This window comes from Phocaeicola sartorii JCM 17136 = DSM 21941 (assembly GCF_054653615.1).
On record NZ_BAAIFW010000005.1, the window covers coordinates 1,940,216 to 1,958,633 of the forward strand.

12 protein-coding genes, 1 tRNA gene and 1 other RNA gene are annotated in these 18,418 nt (G+C 44.7%); 7 read left to right on the forward strand and 7 right to left on the reverse strand.

What is annotated here, in order from left to right; translation table 11 throughout:
• Positions 1-25: 25 nt before the first annotated feature.
• The 4 genes from ACYQ0C_RS08160 (at position 26) to ACYQ0C_RS08175 (ending at position 6,029) form a co-directional block, all read left to right on the forward strand.
• Positions 26-4,423, forward strand: a complete 4,398-nt coding sequence (locus ACYQ0C_RS08160) for a DUF5113 domain-containing protein (RefSeq protein ID WP_032941821.1) — start codon at positions 26-28, stop codon at positions 4,421-4,423.
• 29 nt (positions 4,424-4,452) lie between these two features.
• Positions 4,453-5,181: a DUF5932 domain-containing protein gene (locus ACYQ0C_RS08165; protein ID WP_016276293.1), complete on the forward strand. Its 729-nt coding sequence runs from the start codon at positions 4,453-4,455 to the stop codon at positions 5,179-5,181.
• Positions 5,171-5,878, forward strand: a complete 708-nt coding sequence (locus ACYQ0C_RS08170) for an AbgT family transporter (protein WP_016276294.1) — start codon at positions 5,171-5,173, stop codon at positions 5,876-5,878. The genes ACYQ0C_RS08165 and ACYQ0C_RS08170 overlap by 11 nt, the downstream gene beginning before the upstream one ends.
• 77 nt (positions 5,879-5,955) lie before the next feature.
• Positions 5,956-6,029: transfer RNA gene (locus tag ACYQ0C_RS08175), tRNA-Arg, on the forward strand.
• A gap of 178 nt (positions 6,030-6,207) precedes the next feature.
• Here the strand turns inward: ACYQ0C_RS08175 and ACYQ0C_RS08180 are convergent.
• A complete protein-coding gene (locus ACYQ0C_RS08180) occupies positions 6,208-6,879 on the reverse strand; it encodes an MIP/aquaporin family protein (RefSeq protein WP_016276295.1) in 672 nt (223 codons plus the stop codon).
• A gap of 267 nt (positions 6,880-7,146) precedes the next feature.
• On the opposite strand from ACYQ0C_RS08180, the gene ACYQ0C_RS08185 reads away from it, so the two are divergent.
• Positions 7,147-8,490, forward strand: coding sequence for a mechanosensitive ion channel family protein (locus ACYQ0C_RS08185; protein ID WP_016276296.1), 1,344 nt, complete (start codon positions 7,147-7,149; stop codon positions 8,488-8,490).
• A 537-nt stretch (positions 8,491-9,027) separates the two neighbouring features.
• Here ACYQ0C_RS08185 and ACYQ0C_RS08190 read toward each other — a convergent pair.
• Both ACYQ0C_RS08190 and ACYQ0C_RS08195 read right to left on the reverse strand, forming a co-directional pair.
• Complete coding sequence (locus tag ACYQ0C_RS08190; protein ID WP_016276297.1) at positions 9,028-10,683, reverse strand: AMP-binding protein; 1,656 nt, start codon at positions 10,681-10,683, stop codon at positions 9,028-9,030.
• Between the two features lie 3 nt (positions 10,684-10,686).
• Positions 10,687-11,262, reverse strand: coding sequence for a helix-turn-helix domain-containing protein (locus tag ACYQ0C_RS08195; protein WP_016276298.1), 576 nt, complete (start codon positions 11,260-11,262; stop codon positions 10,687-10,689).
• A gap of 936 nt (positions 11,263-12,198) precedes the next feature.
• On the opposite strand from ACYQ0C_RS08195, the gene ACYQ0C_RS08200 reads away from it, so the two are divergent.
• Positions 12,199-12,801, forward strand: a complete 603-nt coding sequence (locus tag ACYQ0C_RS08200) for a riboflavin synthase (protein ID WP_005843829.1) — start codon at positions 12,199-12,201, stop codon at positions 12,799-12,801.
• 115 nt (positions 12,802-12,916) lie between these two features.
• Here the strand turns inward: ACYQ0C_RS08200 and ACYQ0C_RS08205 are convergent, their stop codons facing one another.
• The 4 genes from ACYQ0C_RS08205 to ACYQ0C_RS08220 form a co-directional block, all read right to left on the reverse strand.
• Positions 12,917-14,245 carry a YihY/virulence factor BrkB family protein gene (locus ACYQ0C_RS08205; protein WP_016276299.1) on the reverse strand — a complete coding sequence of 443 codons (1,329 nt, stop codon included), beginning with the start codon at positions 14,243-14,245 and terminating at the stop codon, positions 12,917-12,919.
• 25 nt (positions 14,246-14,270) lie between these two features.
• An RNA gene (rnpB, locus tag ACYQ0C_RS08210) (RNase P RNA component class A) lies at positions 14,271-14,640 on the reverse strand.
• A gap of 453 nt (positions 14,641-15,093) precedes the next feature.
• A complete protein-coding gene (locus ACYQ0C_RS08215) occupies positions 15,094-15,381 on the reverse strand; it encodes a chaperone modulator CbpM (protein ID WP_016276300.1) in 288 nt (95 codons plus the stop codon).
• Between the two features lie 15 nt (positions 15,382-15,396).
• The gene (locus tag ACYQ0C_RS08220) at positions 15,397-16,368 is read right to left on the reverse strand and encodes a DnaJ C-terminal domain-containing protein (RefSeq protein ID WP_016276301.1); all 972 of its coding nucleotides are present in this window, start codon (positions 16,366-16,368) and stop codon (positions 15,397-15,399) included.
• Positions 16,369-16,414: 46 nt separating this feature from the next.
• Between ACYQ0C_RS08220 and ACYQ0C_RS08225 the strand changes: the two genes are divergently transcribed.
• Positions 16,415-18,418 carry a sensor histidine kinase gene (locus tag ACYQ0C_RS08225; protein WP_025018496.1) on the forward strand — a complete coding sequence of 668 codons (2,004 nt, stop codon included), beginning with the start codon at positions 16,415-16,417 and terminating at the stop codon, positions 18,416-18,418.

The window sequence follows — 18,418 nt, forward strand, 5'->3', positions numbered from 1 at the left end:
GTAAATCTGGAAGAGAAGGATGGTTATGAAAAAAATGTGTCTATTGCCTATTTGGGCGGTTTTATTGATTATAGCAGGGATTTTCTTTTCTTGTGAAAAGAAGAAGGATATGGCTATATACCGTCAGGCGGATTCTTTGAACCTGCTGTCTTATCGTATGCGCTATAAGAATCTGGACACAGCGTGTAAAGCAGCGCATGACGCCTACAAACTGGCGGATGGATTCCCTTCCTTACGTGCCGAGGCGTTGAATAATCAGGGCTTTTGTGCCTTTATCCACATGGACTTTGAAAGAGCCGAAGATCTTTTTCTGCGTGTATATGAGGAATCAAACAATGAGTTGGAATGTCTGATAGCAGATATCGGTATGATGAAAATCTGTCAGCGTACCGCCATGAACAAGGAGTTTTATGATTATCGTAACAGTGCGTTGCGCCGCATGAAGCGTATCAGCGATGACCGTTCTGCTATTACTGATCCCAGAGAGCTGGAGCGGCTTGATTATGCCCGCTCCGAGTTCTCCATAGCTTCTGCCATCTATTACTATTATTTGCAGCAGGAACAGCAGTCTTTGGAGGCGATTAATGAAATACAGGTGGATGAGGCGTTGGAAAGTGATACCGCCCAATTACTCTATTATTATTATATGAAAGGGTCTGGTGGTATGTATGAAGCGGATACACCGCAGGATGTGGTATTGGGTGAGTTTAACTATCTGATAGAATGTCTGGGTATCAGCAGGGAACACGGGTATGTCTATTTTGAGGCGAATGCATCTCAGGCAATGGCGGAATTGCTGAAAGAGAGGAAAAACTTCGACCTGATAATGGAAAGGCGTCCCAATGTGATGCGTGCCATCAATAGCGAGGACTTGCCGTGGGAGGAGTTGACCATGCGTTTTGCCTGGCGGGCTTTGGATTTGTTTAAAAAATATGGAGATTTGTATCAGATTTCGGGTACATATCGCACTTTGGCATCGTGCAGCAACGAGCAAGGCAGGTATGAAGACGCGCTGCATTACTTGTCAGAAGCACTGGGGTACGTCAACCGGCATCACGAGAAATATTACCATTGTACGGATACCACGGACAGGCTTCGTCCGTATGTTCCCATGGCTGCCACTTCCGTTGAACTGGAATGGATTAATGACGATGGTATTAAAAGTGTCCCCGAATGGATTGCCCGTTTCCGCGAACAATTGAGCGTGACGTACGCGGCGTTAGGAATGAAGCCCCAGTCGGATTACAACCGTAATATTTATTTGGATATTTTAGACTACACCCGCCAGGACAAAGAATTGGAGAGCCGTTATAATGCGTTGGAGAAGGAATCGGAAGCCTTGAACGGACTTCTGGTGGTAGTGGTGATTGGTATCGCTGTCCTTATCATTCTATTTTGGATATTGAATAAAAGATGGCGGGTGCGGAATGCCCTTTACATTGATAAGTTGAAACGTACTTTGGAAATATGCCGTAAGATAACGGCTTCCGTACCCATTGATGCGGGGGAGATAGAGGATGTGACAAAAGCGGTAGTTGCCTCGGTGAAAGAGGATATTCTTCTGTTGGTGGGAGCGACGGACTTCCGTATTGTGGCTGAAAATGGAGAGGGGAAAGAGGCGCCGGGGCAAGGGATTTGTACAAGTTTTATCTTGAATATTCCGGGCGGGGAACAGCCTTTGGGTGAGGTGCATCTGTATTCGGAGCGCAAAATGAAGAAAGATGATAAAGCACTGATGCGGGTTATTACACCTTACATTTCGTGGACACTGGAGAATGGACTGGCTTTTATCTCGTTGGGTGATGAACGGAAACGGCTGGAAAAGGAGCAATATGTCCATGAACAGCATTTGGCGGAGAATAAACGGCAGAATCTGGTGAAGAAAGCCTGTCTGTTTATTGTCACAGGCATTATGCCTTATATAGACCGCATTATGAATGAAGTGCATAAACTAACCGCACACAACTATATTCAGAACGAAGAAATAAAAGAAAGCAAATACCGTTATATCGACGAACTGATAACCCGTATCAATGAGTATAATGATATTCTGGCCTTATGGATTAAGATGAGGCAGGGGACACTGAGTTTGAATATAGAGAATTTTGAGTTGAACTCCCTTTTCGATGTACTGGTGAAAGGGCGCAAGACTTTCGAGATGAAACAACAGACCCTGACCATAGAGCCGACTGCCGCCATTGTGAAAGCGGATAAGGCTCTGACGCTTTTCATGATAAATACATTGACGGAAAATGCCCGTAAATATACGCAGCCGGGAGGAAATGTTTCTGTTTATGCGCAAGAAACAGAATCTTACGTGGAGATTTCGGTGAAAGATGACGGCCCGGGGCTTTCGCAGGAAGATGTGGAGCGTATTCTGAGTGAGAAAGTTTATGATTCAGGTAAAATCGGATTGCAGACCAGCGAAAATGTCAGCGAATTGCAGAAGAATAAAGGTCATGGTTTCGGTTTGATGAATTGCAAAGGCATTATTGATAAATATAAGAAGACCAATGAGATATTCCGGGTCTGCCTGTTCCGGATAGAAAGTGAATTGGGGAAAGGCAGCCGTTTCTATTTCCGTCTGCCCAAAGGAGTGCGCAAAACGTTGATGTTGGTACTGGTCGCTTTTCTTCCTGTCCTGACAGGATGTAATGAGGGGAGGGAGGAAGACGGGAAAGCGGAACAGTTCACTCTCAATGATTCCATTCAGCGATATGATAAATTATTGGCTGTTGCGAATGAATATGCATACGATGTTTACAATTGTAACATTGATGGATTATACCAACAGGCATTGTGTTATGCAGACAGTGCTCTATATTGTTTGAATAAGCATTATATTCTGTATTCGGGCAGCAAAGGGCCTTTGTTGGAATTGGAAGGAGAGGGGGCTGCAGCGGATTTAGATTGGTTCGACCGGCATTTTGATACCGATTACTATGCCTTGCTGGATGTTCGCAACGAGGCAGCAGTCGCCTTTTTGGCTTTAGGTAATCTGGAAGCTTATCGTTATAACAATAATGCTTATACAGCGCTGTACAAACAAATCAGTGAGGACACCTCATTGGAGCAATATTGCCGCCGGATGCAGCTTTCTGCCAATAATAAGACGGTGGCTATCATTCTTTGTGTGGTTATTTTGCTGGTATTGTTGGTGGGTTATTATATTTTGTATTTCCGCCACCGTTTGATTTATCGTTATAACTTGGAACAGGTGTTGGAAATCAACAAGCAGGTATTTTCGACCTCTTTGCTTAGCGGTAAGACCGATCGGGATATTGCTGCCAGTCTGGTCAATGACATGTTCGAGGCGGTGAATGAGTTGCTGCCCATTGATGTATTGGGCGTAGCGGTTTATAGTGAAGACACTCATAGCTTGAATTATGCTTTTTCACCGGTGGAGGATGAGAACGAAGAAATGCGTGAGATGATGGCCCGTAGCTTTGATGCGAAGACACCTTATTGGCGTGAGAAAGATAAGGTAAAGTGTTTGCCCTTGTGGGTGGAAGCAGGTAACGAGAATCGTTGCACAGGTGTGCTGGCATTGAAAATCGCTTTGCCTGTGGAGCGTGAGGACGACCGTTTGATGCTGGAGCTTGTGGCTGGATATGTAGCTATTATTGTATATAATGCAGTGGTGCTGATGGCACAGAAATATCGGGATATAGAAAGTGCGCAGGATGATGCACGCCGAGCTATACGGGAGGAAAACCAGTTGCATGTACAAAATCTGGTATTGGACAATTGCTTGTCAACCATTAAGCATGAGACAATCTATTATCCTAACCGGATAAAACAGATTATCGACAGGTTGAACACCCGTCAGGCAGGAGAAAATGAAGCGGTGCAAGTAGAGACGATTAGTGAGTTGATTAGTTATTATAAGGATATATTTACTTTGCTGAGTTCATGCGCCGCACGTCAGTTGGAAGAAATAACTTTCCGCAGAGGTGTTGTGAAAGCCGGCGAACTGGCCGATTATGCGGCACGATATATAAAACGTGCTGGAAAACGTATGTCGCATCGGGTAGAACTGAGGACGGAGGTGGAACATGTTTCCGTACTGGGAGATGTCATTCAGTTGAAGTTTATGTTGGAGAACCTGATAGATGAAGCACTGTCATACGAGGTGGATGGCCTTTTGGAATTGTGTATTTATAAGGATAAGGATTTTGTGCGGTTTGATTTCCGCGATACGCGTCGCGAAAAGTCGCAGGAAGAGTTGAACTTGTTGTTCTACCCGCATCTGTCTCGTATGAAGCAGGGACAGGAAGGAGTTCTGACCGGTACGGAATACCTTATTTGTAAGCAGGTGATTCGTGACCATGATGAATTTGCCGGAAGACGCGGTTGCCGTATCAATGCGCAGCCTGCCGCTGAGGGAGGGTTCACCGTATGGTTCACCCTGCCTGCCCGTTGAATGTAGAATGTAAAAAAACAATGCATATTATGGAGAATAATAGATTTAAAGTCATCATTGTAGAGGATGTCAAACTGGAATTAAAAGGTACGGAAGAAATATTCAGACACGAAATTCCGAATGCGGAAGTCATCGGAACGGCTATGACTGAGAATGAGTTTTGGGAATTGCTGAAAGTGCAGTTGCCCGATATGGTTTTATTGGATTTGGGCTTGGGGGGATCGACTACCATCGGTGTGGAAATCTGTTCTTCTTTACGGAAGAACTATCCGGATATGAAGGTGCTGATTTTCACTGGTGAGGTATTGAACGAAAAGTTATGGGTGGATGCGCTGAATGCGGGTGCGGATGGTATCATCCTGAAGACGGGAGAGTTGCTGACTGCCACAGATGTACAGGCGGTGATGGATGGCAAGAAGCTGGTTTTCAATTATCCCATTCTGGAGAAAATAGTGGCACGTTTCAAGCAGTCGGTGGCTCAGGAGCAGCGCAGGCAGGAAGCTGTCATTAATTATGATATTGATGAATATGATGAGCGTTTACTTCGCCATCTAGCTTTGGGATATACCAAAGAAATGATTACAAATCTGAAAGGGATGCCTTTCGGGGTCAAGTCCATAGAGAAACGTCAGAATGAATTGATAAATCGTTTGTTCACATTGGATGAAAGAAATGGTGTCAATGCCTGTCGCTTGGTGACCCGTGCTTTCGAGTTGCGGATTCTTGATATTGACAATTTGGAACCGGATGAAGAGTAAACGTTATTTTCCGCATACCGCTACTGTGTTTTTTCTGCTGACGGTAGCTGTAGCCTTGTTCTCATGGATAGGAAGTATTTATGGGCTGGGAAAGGTGCAGAGCCTGCTCAGTCCCGAAGGAATCCGGTGGGAATTGAGGCATGCTATGGGACATTTTGTCCGGACACCGGCATTGGGCATAGTAATGATGCTTTTTTTAGGGTTCGGCATTACAGTTCATTCCGGGGTATGGGGTACGTTGGGGAGGATAGTGAAGAGGGGAAAATCTATTTCCCGTAAGGAAAAGCGCGCGTTGATACTGGCGGGTTGTATGCTGCTTGTTTATGTCATGATGATTATCTGCACCACTTTCGCTCCATGGACAATGTTGCGTAGCGTGACAGGCTCTCTTACGAATTCTCCGTTTCAAAAAGGAATTTATTATCTTATTTCGTTTGGTGTGGGATTGTCGGGCATGGCTTTCGGCTATGCATCGGGACGTTTCCGGAACGATAAGGATATAATAAGAGGGATGTCCTGCCTCTTTTCCCGTTTTGCTGATTACTTTGTGGCGCTTTTTTTTATAGTTCAGTTCTTTTCCTCGTTGATGTACACTAATTTGGTGGAATGGGTTGGAATAGATTCACATATAGTGTTTTACGCTTTTCATATTTGTTGCTATCTGCCCTTCTTACTGATGCTGAATAGAAAAAAATAAATCTTTAATGCAAAAAAGTTACGTGTTTTTTTGGTAATTTCAATAAAATCCGTACCTTTGCACTCGCAATTAAGGATGGTTCCGTAGCTCAGCTGGATAGAGCAACGCCCTTCTAAGGCGTGGGTCAAGCGTTCGAATCGCTTCGGAATCACTTATGTAAACGCTGATAATCAAAAGATTAATCAGCGTTTTTTTTCTTTTTAACATCATACTGTGAGAATTAAACAAAGTGAACTATAAAAAGCCAACCTGTCCCAATTTTAAGGATAAGCTGGCTTTTACTATTGCTTGCAAATAGTGTATCTGTATATAAAGACAGAAACTGAAGTCTATTTATGGTCACATATTAATTTCCAAACACATGAGGAGAGGAAAGCTCCGATGAAAGGCGCAAGGATAAATATCCATAATTGCGAGAGCGCCTCACCACCTGCAAATAATGCGGGAGCAATACTGCGGGCTGGATTGACTGAAGTACCCGTAATAGGTATGCAGCAAATATGAACCAGTACAAGAGAAATACCGATAGCTAATCCTGCAAAATTACCAGCTCCTTTTTTAGGGTCAGTAGTGCCAAGAACTACTAATACAAAAACAAAGGTAAATACAACCTCTGCTATAAACCCGCCAATGACCCCCACACCGGAAGCGCAAGAGTTAGCACCGGTAGTCGTTGCATAAGCCATATCTATATTGGACGTCAACAATGCTATGATTGAAGAACCGATTAATGCTCCTGCTACTTGAAATAACATATACATTAATCCCTCTTTGCTTTTCATACGCCCTGAAAGCATGCAGCCTAGAGTGATTGCCGGATTAATATGACATCCGGAAATTCCACCTATTGTATAAGCCATAGCAATGACAGAGAAACCGAATGCCATTGCCACCATTAACACTTGTGCGGGAGTTCCACAACCACCATTAAATACAGCACTGCCACATCCCATTAATACAAGTACCATTGTACCAACCATTTCTGCTAAATACTTTTTCATATTACTTTGAATTTAAAGATAGAGTCAAAAATAGGAATTTATTTGAAAAAATAAAAGTTTTTTTTCAAATATGGATGTAAATACCAGCAATGAGTTAAACTTTATGATTGACGTGAACAAAAAGTCAATCCGCCTTGAAGCCTGTAGATGAAATAACGGCTGACTATGATGACACAACAGTACACAAGCCTGTTGATGATAGTTTTTCATTCTTCTTTTAAACAAATGTTTTTATAGATGGTTCTATAAGTAAAAAAGACGATAATTATGAATACAAATGAGTTTGCCCAAATCTTGCTGACTTGGATCAAGAGTTTTTTATCATGGATAGGTATCCCTCGCGACAGGTTGAATGAACTGGATGAAATTATTTTCTTGATTCTGATTGTAGCTATTGCTTTTGCTGTAGGAGCCGTTTTTCATTATTTGTCTGTGCGGTTTACCCGGAAGGTGCTAAAATACAAAAATATCAGTTTCTTACGTTCGCTGATAGAATACAATGCCTTGCGGAAGATGTCTGCGGTTATTCCGCCGCTTATTATATCCGCCTTGTTGCCGTTCGCGTTCGATTATCGTTCCACTTGGTTTACAGTCAGTGAAAAAATCACTTGGATTTATTTCTTTATCGCTTTGTTGTTTTCGGTCAATGCCGTGCTGAATTCGGTAGGTAATGTGCTGATGAACAAAGAACAGCTACAGAATCGTCCGATGAAAGGCTTCATACAAATCTTTCAAGTGATTTTTTCGTGTATTGCCATCATTGCCATTATTTCCATCTTGATTAACAAGTCACCTCTCAACTTGATTACCGGGCTGGGTGCTTTTGCTGCCGTGCTGATGTTGATTTTTAAAGATACCATCCTTGGCTTTGTGGCGGGAGTTCTGCTTTCCGAGAATGACATGGTGCATATCGGTGATTGGATTGAGATGCCTCAGAATAATGTGAATGGGGTGGTGATGGATATCACTTTGAACGTTGTGAAGGTTCAGAATTTCGATAATACCATCGTCACTGTCCCTCCTTATTCATTAGTCTCCGGTTCATTCATTAATTGGCGTGGAATGACCGAATCGGGCGGAAGGCGTATTATGCGCGAGTATGCATTGAAACTGGATTACATACAGCCCTGTACTCCTGAATTCTTGGAGAAAATGAAGAAATTTGATGCCGATTTGGCAGACTTTATCACAGAAAAGCAGAAACAGGCGGCTGAAGGAAAGGTGGCGAATACTGACAATCCGGCCGGATTGGTCAATGGAACCATTGATACGAATGTGGGGCTGTTTCGTGCCTATATGACTCTTTATCTGAAGCGTCATCCTTTTATCAGTAAGGACTTGCTGCTGATGGTACGTACATTGGCCCCTACAGAGAATGGCCTGCCCCTGCAAATTTATTGTTTTTCGGCAAATAAGAACTGGCCTAGTTATGAATCTATCCAGGCGGAAATCATGGAACATTTTGTTTCTGTTCTTCCCGAGTTCGGATTGTATCCGTTCCAGAATCCTACTGCCAGAGATTATGTTATCAGTGGCTTGATAGAGTCCGGCAAGGATCTTTCTACTGTAGCCGGAATCCCTTGGCATTCGGTTTTGCCAGAGGAAAAATAGGTATAGCTGGGTAATTAAACATTTATTAATGACTTGCGGCTGAACAATTCTTATTACTGCCGTGTTATATAAATGTGTTTTTCATAGTATTAGATTAAAGGTTGAAGATTGCAATCGGCTTGAGAGAAGTAGTTGCATCTGAAGTAGAAGCGTCTACTATAAAAATATAGAAAGGTTGTTCCGAATTCCGGAATAACCTTTTTGTTTGTTAAAAGTAAGCGCCTTTTTTAACTTGAAATGTTAAAGGGATTGTTGTTCTTATTAAACAATACTATAATAAGCCCTTAAAAGCTTCTTAAATTTGCAGATAGCGGGAAAGTACGTATATTTGCATGTGTGTTTTTCATAGTATTAGATTTAAGGTTAACAAAAGGTTGGAGCAAGGCGTTGCTCCTTTTTTTATGGAGTAACGTGAGGTTCGCATCTTCTGTCCGGTTTCAATACCCGATACAAAACCACGGAGAAGAATCCGTGCAATGTATTCCTCTCCGTGACTGTAGAACTTAATTCAACTCTTTCATGCAAGGGCAGGCTGGATTAAATAATCTCGATCCCTTGTTTCCGGCATAATTCCAGACCCACATCCTTTAACTTGAATTTCTGTATCTTCCCGCTGCCCGTCATAGGGAACTCATCAACAAAGAAGATGTATTTAGGAATTTTGTAGCGGGCTATCTTGCCGTCGCAAAAGTCGCGTACATCGAATTCGTTCATTTCCACCCCTTCGTGCAAGATGATGAATGCACCTACCGCTTCTCCGTATTTCTTGGAGGGAATACCGGCTACCTGCACATCCTTTATCCCTTCCAGCTGATACAGGAACTCTTCTATTTCCCGTGGATAGATATTCTCTCCGCCACGGATAATCATGTCTTTTATCCGGCCTGTGATACGATAGTTTCCCTCTTCGTCTTTCACTCCCAGGTCTCCTGAGTGGAGAAAGCCGTTCTGGTCTATCACTTCGGCGGTTGCTTCGGGGTTTTTGTAATATCCCTTCATGGTGTTATACCCTTTGTTGCACATCTCGCCTTGTACGCCTACGGGACATTCCTCGCCTGTTTCCGGGTCGATCACTTTCACTTCCGTAAACTCGAAGTCATGCCCCACTGTGTTGCAGCGTACATCAAACGGATCGTCGATGCGTGAGGCAGTCATGCCGGGAGAGGCCTCTGTGAGCCCGTACACACTGGTGACCTTCATAAACATTTTCTCTTCCACACGCTTCATCAGTTCCACCGGACAGAGCGATCCTGCCATAATGCCGGTACGCAGACTGGACATATCGAACATATCGAACATGGGATGGTTCAGCTCGGCAATGAACATGGTAGGAACCCCGTATAAGGCCGTGCAGCGTTCCTTGTGGATGGAGGCGAGCACCAGCAGCGGGTCGAAACGTTCTACCATCACCTGTGTGCATCCATGGGTAAGGCAGTTCATGGTGGCCAACACCACTCCGAAGCAATGGAATAGGGGTACACAGACGCATAATTTGTCTTCGGAAGTGAATTTCATGTGCTCACCCGTCAGGAAACCGTTGTTACTGATGTTGTAATGGGTGAGCATGACTCCTTTGGGGAAACCGGTCGTGCCCGAAGTGTACTGCATGTTCACCGTGTCGTGGCAGTCCACTTTCGCTTTCGCTTCCAGCAGCTCGTCATCGTCTATGTTACATCCCAGAAGCAGAATCTCGGAAGTGTTGTACATGCCCCGGTATTTCTCGGGACCGATGTAAATCACGTTCTTCATGCAGGGGAAGCGTTTGCTCTTCAGATATCCGCGCTGGCTGGTCTTTAGTTCGGGCAGCATGGCGTAGACCATGTTCACATAGTCGTCACTGCCACGGTCACCGTTCACGATACACAGTGTGTGCATGTCCGAGTTCTGACAGAGATATTCCAGTTCCGCTTGTTTGTAGTTGGTATTTACAGTTACGGCCACAGCGCCGATTTTGGCGCAAGCGTATAGAAAAGTCAGCCAGTCGGGCACATTACCTGCCCAGATGCCTACGTGGGTTTCCCGCTTCACACCGATGGCGAGCAGTCCTTTGGCCATGTGGTCCACACGTTCGTTGAATTGTTGCCAGGTGAAGCGTAGGTTCCGGTCAGAATATACGATATATTCCTTATCGGGGGTGGTGAGGGCCCAATGTTCGAGCCAGTCACCCAGGGTTCTCGTGCTTAATTCCATCATAAATCAAATAGGGGTATAGATAACGGCCAGTATTTTGGCGGCTTGTCCTTGATATCCGTGTACGTGATGCGGAACGATAGAATCATAATAAATACTGTCTCCGGCTTCAATCAGATGGCATTTTTTACCGTGGCATACTTCGATGGTGCCTTCCATGACATAGATAAACTCTTCGCCTTCATGAGAGGAAAGCGAGAAGTGGGTTTCCTCTGTCGGCTCCACGTCCACGATGAAAGGTTCCATGTGCTTGTCCGCTTTTGATTTTGACAGTGAGTGATAACGCATGTGTGTACGCAGATCCATCGCGTTGTTCGAGAAACTGATGGTGTCCTCACTCTCTTGTTTCCGGCAGATCACTGCCCCTTGTTCTTCCTGATCGTCCAGAAAAGTGCCCAGACGTACTCCTAACGCACGGGCTATCTTGATGAGGGGAGCCAATGAGGGGAGATCTACATTGTTCTCTATCCGTTCTATTTGTTCTTCGGCAAGACCCGAGCGTACGGCCAGTTCGGCTATACTGATTTCTTTTGTTTCACGTAGTGATTTTATCTTTTCACCAACAATCTTTGTGCTATCCATAGTTCGTTTTTAATAAGTTTGCAATGTATAAAGTGCAAATATATAATAAAAAAAAGAATCGGACTGCTTATTTTGTTTTGAATATATAAAAAAGGCAGATTGGTGACACGGCTATTTTGCTTAAATTCGGTGTTGTTTTGCCGCAGTACCTTCTCTTTTTCATCATTCAACCCATAACGTTCGTTCTTATAAAGCAGCTGCATGGCTTGTGCATCGGGGCGGCGGTAGTCTGTGTGTGCGTATTTCCCTGTCTCTTAGTTGTTTTCTCCCTTTTCTTTTCTTACTTTTATACGTTTGTAATTGCTTATCCACCCTAGTGGTTAAGTCTAACCACTAGGGTGGTTAAAGTTAATCACCAAGGTGAATAGACTTAACCACGTTCGTGGTTAATGAATATTGAACTTTCAGTCATCAAAGAAGAACAGTATGACACAAACTACGGCTGCCACTATTTATGACGTTTGTGCGAGGAAGAAAAGCTGAAAAATAGGGGACTTTCCCAAACAACCGATTTATAAGCTTGCAAATGGGTATCATATTGTGAATAAGTGTTTTAAGTGATAAATACGGGGGATTAGGAGTGAGGGCATACAAAAAAGTGAGAGCATTGCCCTCACTTTTTTGTATGCCCTCACTGTGTGTAATGGATTTATAATGAGAAGGTTATTGGAGAAAGTGAGGGCATGAGGGCATAAGTGGGTGCAACTTATTATTGTATTTAAGGATAAGCCGGTAGTCCTGACGGCAAAATAAAGATAACATACCGCACTGATATGGGTAGGAGAATTGTACGCCCAATTCAAAACTTAAATGAAAAAGCCGTGGATGAGCGACGAATCGTTGGGCATTCACCATTAACCGCCGGTAAGTTTCGAATATTTGTGTTTTTTGTTCTATCTTTGTTCTCGAAACCTAATTAATTAAAGATTAAAACTTATGTTCTCAGGGATTGTAGAAGAATATGCAGAGGTGGTACGCATTGTAAAGGAGCAGGAAAATCTGCACCTCACCTTGAAATGTTCGTTTGTGGACGAACTGAAAATAGACCAGAGTATCTCTCATAACGGTGTGTGCCTGACGGTAGTCAGTTTGCAGGATGGCACGTACACGGTGACTGCCATGAAAGAAACGATAGAGCGTTCCAATATCGGCTTGCTGAAAGTGGGAGATAAAGTGAACGTGGAGCGCAGCATGATGATGAACGGACGGCTGGACGGCCATATTGTGCAGGGACATGTGGACCAGACTGCCGAATGCATGGATATAAAAGATGCTGAAGGAAGCTGGTATTTTACTTTCAGATATGCATTTGACAAGGAAATGGCGAAGCGCGGTTACATCACGGTGGACAAGGGCTCGGTTACGGTGAACGGTGTGAGTCTGACCGTTTGTAATCCTACGGAGGATACCTTTCAGGTTGCCATCATTCCTTATACTTACGAGCATACTAATTTCCATACCTTTAAAGTAGGAAGCATTGTGAATATAGAGTTTGATATCATCGGCAAATATTTAAGCCGCATGATGCAGTTCTCCTGATTCTTTCACCACAGATTACACAGGTCATTAAAGATGAAAAAGGGAGGCTTTGATCCGCATCGCCTTTTATTGAAAAAAGAATCTGTGCAGTCTGTGGTAAATTTTAATATCAGCATTATAAATCTTTCAGTAATATCTTGCTGGTGCTTTGATAATAATCTTCACGGGCATTGGCCAATGCCTCCCAAGGGCCGCTGTATCGTTTTCGGTCTATCTTGAAGGCTTCCGTTCCGGCTATGTCCAGCCTGTTCAGCAGCATGGCTACGTTCATCCGGTTGATATCTACTGAAGGCAGATAGCCTATGCTTTCGTCGTCACTGTCCATGGAGGTTTCATAAATCATGTGCATATCCTGTAGCTCATATAGAATTTTTTTGGTAAGCCTTATCGGGATTTTATGTTCGTCGCTGAGTGTCTCGGCAGTATAGGGAGCTTCTTCCGTCTCAAAACGTTTGCATATCAGGGACATGATGAGAATGCACAGGAAGTCGTGATAACGGCGGCTGATATTTGCCGTCTCTTTGCTGAAGCTGTAGTTGCGCAGGTTCTGTGCCACATAGCAGAGTTCTGCGCCATACAGGCAGATTCCCCATGAAATCTGTGCCCATAACAGGAACATCGGGATAGCGGCGAAACTACCATAGATTGCATTGTATCTCGACACCCATATCTGACTGCCGATATACAGGTATTGGAAAGCCTGAAAGGCGGTACCTGCAATAATGCCCGGAATGATAGCATATTTCAACTTCACCTTGGTGTTGGGCATAAAGACGAACAGCCCCGTGAACATGGCCCAAGTCAGGACGAAAGGAACCAGGCGTACCAGAAATTTCATCAATGGTGCCAACAGCACGAAGTCCTCCATATTTTTCACCATGGTGGACATGAAGATAGTAAGACCGCTGGAGAGTACGATGAGCAGAGGCAGCAAGAGCAGGATAGAGAAATAATCTGTCATTTTGCGATACAACGTGCGAGGTTTCTTTACTTGCCATATATAATTGAACGTGCGCTCGATGTTGTAAGTCAGGCTCAGAATGGTCCAGAACAGCATGACCAGCCCCACTCCGATAAAGATTCCGCTTTTGGCATGTACCAGATAGGAGTCAATCAGCCCGAGGATGGTTTCGGCGGCGGCGCTTTGTCCTTCAAGGCCACTTCGGAACTGGTTTTCCAGCAAGTTGGAGAAGCCGAAGCCACGTGCGATGGCGAATAGGATGGCCAGAATGGGGATAATGGAAAGCAGGGTGCTGTATGTCAGTGCGGATGCTTTATTCAAAATACGTCCCTGGGTGAACTCACGGACGGAAAGAGTGGCGATCTTTATTGCATTATAGAGTATTCCGCGGGATTTACTAACCTCGTCTTCTGTCACCCGCCATATATCATCTTTGAGAAACGACTGCAGACCTTTCAGTTTTTCCTTGTTCATGGTACTCATAGACTCTTTATTAGGATATATGAAAAAAAGCAGCCGGCCTGTAAGCCGGGTTCTGTTCCTCGCCTTGCAGCGAAGTGTCTGCCATTTATCTACGCCTGTTGTCACCAACAGGCTCTAGCGGTCTACCCTCCGACGTGGGGCGAGCAACCCTCATAATGTCGGTTTACATGACCTTACAACTCCTAAGACGTACAGCCCGTCATGTCACCATGCGGCTGGTGGGCTCTTACCCCACCTTCTCACCCTTACCCCGCTTCCCGTAGGAAGTGTGGCGGTTGTTCTCTTCTACGTTACTCCACCTTCGCAGATGGCTTTCTGTTAGGAAGTAGGATGCTCTGCGTTGCCCGGACTTTCCTCTTCCGCCTTGCGGCGTCAGCGACAGACCGGCCGGCTGCTTTTAAGGTTGCAAAGATAGTGATTTTAGGCCAAACGAAGGATGATAAAGTGGAAAAAGTGAGGAAATGAATGAAAAAATCTTTCAGGGGGGCAGTGAAGATGATGAGAAAGGGATCATCTCAAAGGAAGATGGGCGATAATGTTACGTGTGTTTGTGTAAAATGGATACCTGTCATACTCCTCTCTATACATAAGCCTTTTCTATTTCCAGGTTAAGTCTTTTTATACGGATGTATTCTATCTCCATAGCCTTTGGAGCTAACTCCCAAGGCTTGCGGATGAAAAAGTGCCACTAAATCTCTACTGCTTCGAAGAAGCGGGTGGGAGAAATGGATGATCTGTTTCGGATATAATTTGCTTTATACAAGGGGATTTGTTAGAAAAAGACAACGGGCGGGCCGGAACCGGCGCCACCCGTTGTCTTGGGTATGGGGAAAATGGTGATGGGGCCACTATTTATAGAATCCCAGTTCATTCCTCAGTGAATGTACTTCCCGTTGCAGGAGTTCTATACGTTCCAGCATGTGATGGATGGCGTCGATTCCTGCAATGTTGATGGACAGGTCATAATATAAATGTGTGTAACGCTCCAGTTCCGCCAGCTGGGATGCGGGGAGGTAGCGTTCCTCGTCAATCACCTGAACTTCGATCAGTCCGTCCTCTTCCAGTTCCATGATGAACGAAGGGTCTACATGGCAACGGTCGCAAAAATCGTTGATAATAATTAAATCGGTCTGCATAATCCTTCTCTTTTTTTAATTGCTACTATCTTTTAATTGGCGGAACAGCTCTTTCTGATGTTCGGTAAGGTTGCTGGGAATGGTGACATTGTAGGTTACTATCAAGTCGCCAAATTTACCTTCTTCCTTGTAAACAGGGAAGCCTTTGCCTTTTAAACGGACTTTGGTTCCGTTTTGGGTTTCAGGCTTTACTTTCAGTTTTACCTTGCCGTTCAGTGTGTCCACTGTCTCCTCACCACCCAGTACGGCGGTGTAGAGGCTGAGAGGAGCATTGATGTACAAGTCATTCCCCAGACGTTTGAATACAGGGTCGTCCGGAATGACAAAGGTGATGTACAGATCGCCGGCGGGACCACCGTTCACCCCCGGTGCGCCATGACCACGCAATTTGATAGTCTGTCCGTTGGCTATACCTGCCGGGACAGTGATACGTATATTTTTTCCGTTCACATTGAGCACTTGCTTGTGTGTTTCGGCGGCTTCACGTAACGAGAGTTGTAATTCCGCATTATAGTCCTGTCCACGGAATCCGGCACCTCGTCTGCCGTTTGCACCGCCACGATGTCCGAACAGTTCCTCAAAAAAATCAGAGAAACCACCCTCACTGCCGCCGAAATGTGCGCCGCCAAATCCTTCTCCTCCATTACCGGAATACCAGTAGCTGCCATTGCCGTCCGTGCCGAATCCGCTTCCGGCTCCGCCAAATCCTCCGAATCCGCCGGCTCCTCCGTATTGCTGCTTTTGTTTCTCAAATTCATCGGCGTGTTTCCAGTGTTCGCCGTATTCATCGTATTTCTTGCGCTTCTCCGGATCGCTCAATACTTCGTTGGCTTCATTTATCTCCTGAAATTTATCTTTGGCCGCAGGGTCATTCGGATTCAGGTCAGGATGATATTTGCGGGCCAACTTACGGAAAGCCTTCTTGATATCATCTTGGGTGGCGCTTTTCTCCACACCCAATACTTTGTAATAGTCTATGTAAGCCATATTGTATAATAGTTAAATTTCATCTGCTTTAAAGGAAACAAAATACATGCCAATTGGTTGTGGACTGTTTTTATTTTATTATATTTGCAGCGAATTTTTTAAAATCATTCTAAAGGAAATGAGGGGATCGGCAATCATATTCAAGTTTTTTATGCTATTTGTCCTGCTGCTTTCGAAGGTTGCTCTATGTTCGGCAAAGGTAGGAAAGATCTCGGAAGGGCCTATCCTTATTGTCACCTCTTACAATCCCGAAACCCGTAGCATTTCTGACAACTTGTCTGCTTTTATGGATGAATACCGGCTGCGTGGAGGCAGGCATACACCCATCATAGAGAGCATGAACTGCAAGAATTTGTCCGAGGCTCATCTGTGGAAATCCCGTATGGCTTCCATCCTTGATAAATATAAGGGGGAGAACCGCCCGTCATTGGTCATATTGCTGGGGCAGGAGGCATGGTCGGCTTATATTTCGCAAGATACGGAGATTGCTAAAAAGACTCCGTCTGTCTGCGGCATGGTCAGCGTTAACGGATTGGTATTGCCCGATGACAGCATCGACACGCGGACTTGGGAACCTGAAAGTAAGAATGTCTATACGGATTTCAACGATTATAATATTGTTGCCGGTTATGTGTATGAATACGATGTCGATAAAAACATAGAGTTGATGCGGCGCTTCTATCCGGATATGCGTCGCGTGGCATTTATATCGGATAATACCTATGGCGGGTTGTCCATGCATGCTTTGGTTAAGAAGGAGATGAAGAAGTACCCCGATTTGGAGACAATCTGGCTGGACGGCCGTACGGAAACCTTTATGGAAGTGAGCGAAAGGATGCGCGGATTACCTCAAAATACGTGTGTGTTGCTGGGAACATGGCGTGTGGACTGTACGGAGAGTTATGTGATTGGTAACACGACTTACATGCTGCGCGATGCGAATCCCACCTTGCCGGTATTTACTATCGCATCTGTGGGATTGGGTCATTGGGCATTGGGAGGATATACCCCAGAGTATCATGCGGTGGGAAAGGATATAGGTGCGGTTGCTTATGACTTTCTGGATAAAGGAAACAGAGAAGGGATGGATTTGGTGACGATCCCCGGAAACTATACTTTTGATGTGAAGCGTTTGCACGAATTCAATTTGGATTCATTGAATCTTCCTCAGGGGGCAGTACTGGTGAACAAGACTCCTTCGTTCTATGAGCAGTATAAATATTGGGTCATAGGAGTTGTCTCGGCGTTTGTATTTCTTATCGCCTGCTTCTTGATAGCCATATATTATATTATCCGTATCAATCACTTGAAACATAATCTGGAGGTGTCCGGTGAGGAGTTGCTGGTGGCCAAGGAGAAGGCGGAGGAATCCAACAGGCTGAAGACGGCTTTCCTGGCTAACATGAGCCATGAGATACGCACTCCGTTGAATGCCATTGTGGGATTTTCCAGTGTGTTGGTCAGTGATGACTTTTCTCCTGACGAGAAAGCGCAGTATTGTGATATCATTCAGAAGAATTCCGATTTGTTGCTGCACCTGATAAATGATATATTGGACATCTCGCGTATGGAATCCGGAAGAATAAAATTCGTATGGGAGGAGTGTGATGTGGTGGAGCTGTGTCAAACGGCTTTGTCTACAGTAGAGTGCGGACGTAAGACCAGCGCCATATTTCTGTTCGAGACTCCCGTGACCTCACGGATGATCCGGACGGATGCCCAGCGGCTGAAGCAGGTGTTGATTAATTTGTTGTCCAATGCCGCCAAGTTTACCCCGTCGGGTTCAATAAAATTGGCTCTCAGCATAGACAAGCGATATAATCAATTGAAGTTTTCGATTTCCGATACAGGTTGCGGCATTCCGCCCGACAAATGCGATAAGATTTTTGAACGTTTCGAGAAATTGAATGAGTATTCTCAGGGGACCGGGCTGGGACTGTCTATCAGTAGGTTGATCGTGGAGAATCTGGGAGGTAAGATTTGGGTGGATAAGGATTATACGGAAGGAGCACGGTTTGTGTTCACGCATCCTTTAAAGAAAAAAGAATAG

Coding starts and splice junctions, on each gene's coding strand:
- ACYQ0C_RS08220 (WP_016276301.1), bottom strand. CDS start 16,368: ATGGCTTACATAGACTATTACAAAGTATTGGGTGTGGAGAAAAGCGCC.
- ACYQ0C_RS08200 (WP_005843829.1), top strand. CDS start 12,199: ATGTTCTCAGGGATTGTAGAAGAATATGCAGAGGTGGTACGCATTGTA.
- ACYQ0C_RS08205 (WP_016276299.1), bottom strand. CDS start 14,245: ATGAGTACCATGAACAAGGAAAAACTGAAAGGTCTGCAGTCGTTTCTC.
- ACYQ0C_RS08190 (WP_016276297.1), bottom strand. CDS start 10,683: ATGATGGAATTAAGCACGAGAACCCTGGGTGACTGGCTCGAACATTGG.
- ACYQ0C_RS08160 (WP_032941821.1), top strand. CDS start 26: ATGAAAAAAATGTGTCTATTGCCTATTTGGGCGGTTTTATTGATTATA.
- ACYQ0C_RS08225 (WP_025018496.1), top strand. CDS start 16,415: ATGCCAATTGGTTGTGGACTGTTTTTATTTTATTATATTTGCAGCGAA.
- ACYQ0C_RS08165 (WP_016276293.1), top strand. CDS start 4,453: ATGGAGAATAATAGATTTAAAGTCATCATTGTAGAGGATGTCAAACTG.
- ACYQ0C_RS08185 (WP_016276296.1), top strand. CDS start 7,147: ATGAATACAAATGAGTTTGCCCAAATCTTGCTGACTTGGATCAAGAGT.
- ACYQ0C_RS08215 (WP_016276300.1), bottom strand. CDS start 15,381: ATGCAGACCGATTTAATTATTATCAACGATTTTTGCGACCGTTGCCAT.
- ACYQ0C_RS08170 (WP_016276294.1), top strand. CDS start 5,171: ATGAAGAGTAAACGTTATTTTCCGCATACCGCTACTGTGTTTTTTCTG.
- ACYQ0C_RS08195 (WP_016276298.1), bottom strand. CDS start 11,262: ATGGATAGCACAAAGATTGTTGGTGAAAAGATAAAATCACTACGTGAA.
- ACYQ0C_RS08180 (WP_016276295.1), bottom strand. CDS start 6,879: ATGAAAAAGTATTTAGCAGAAATGGTTGGTACAATGGTACTTGTATTA.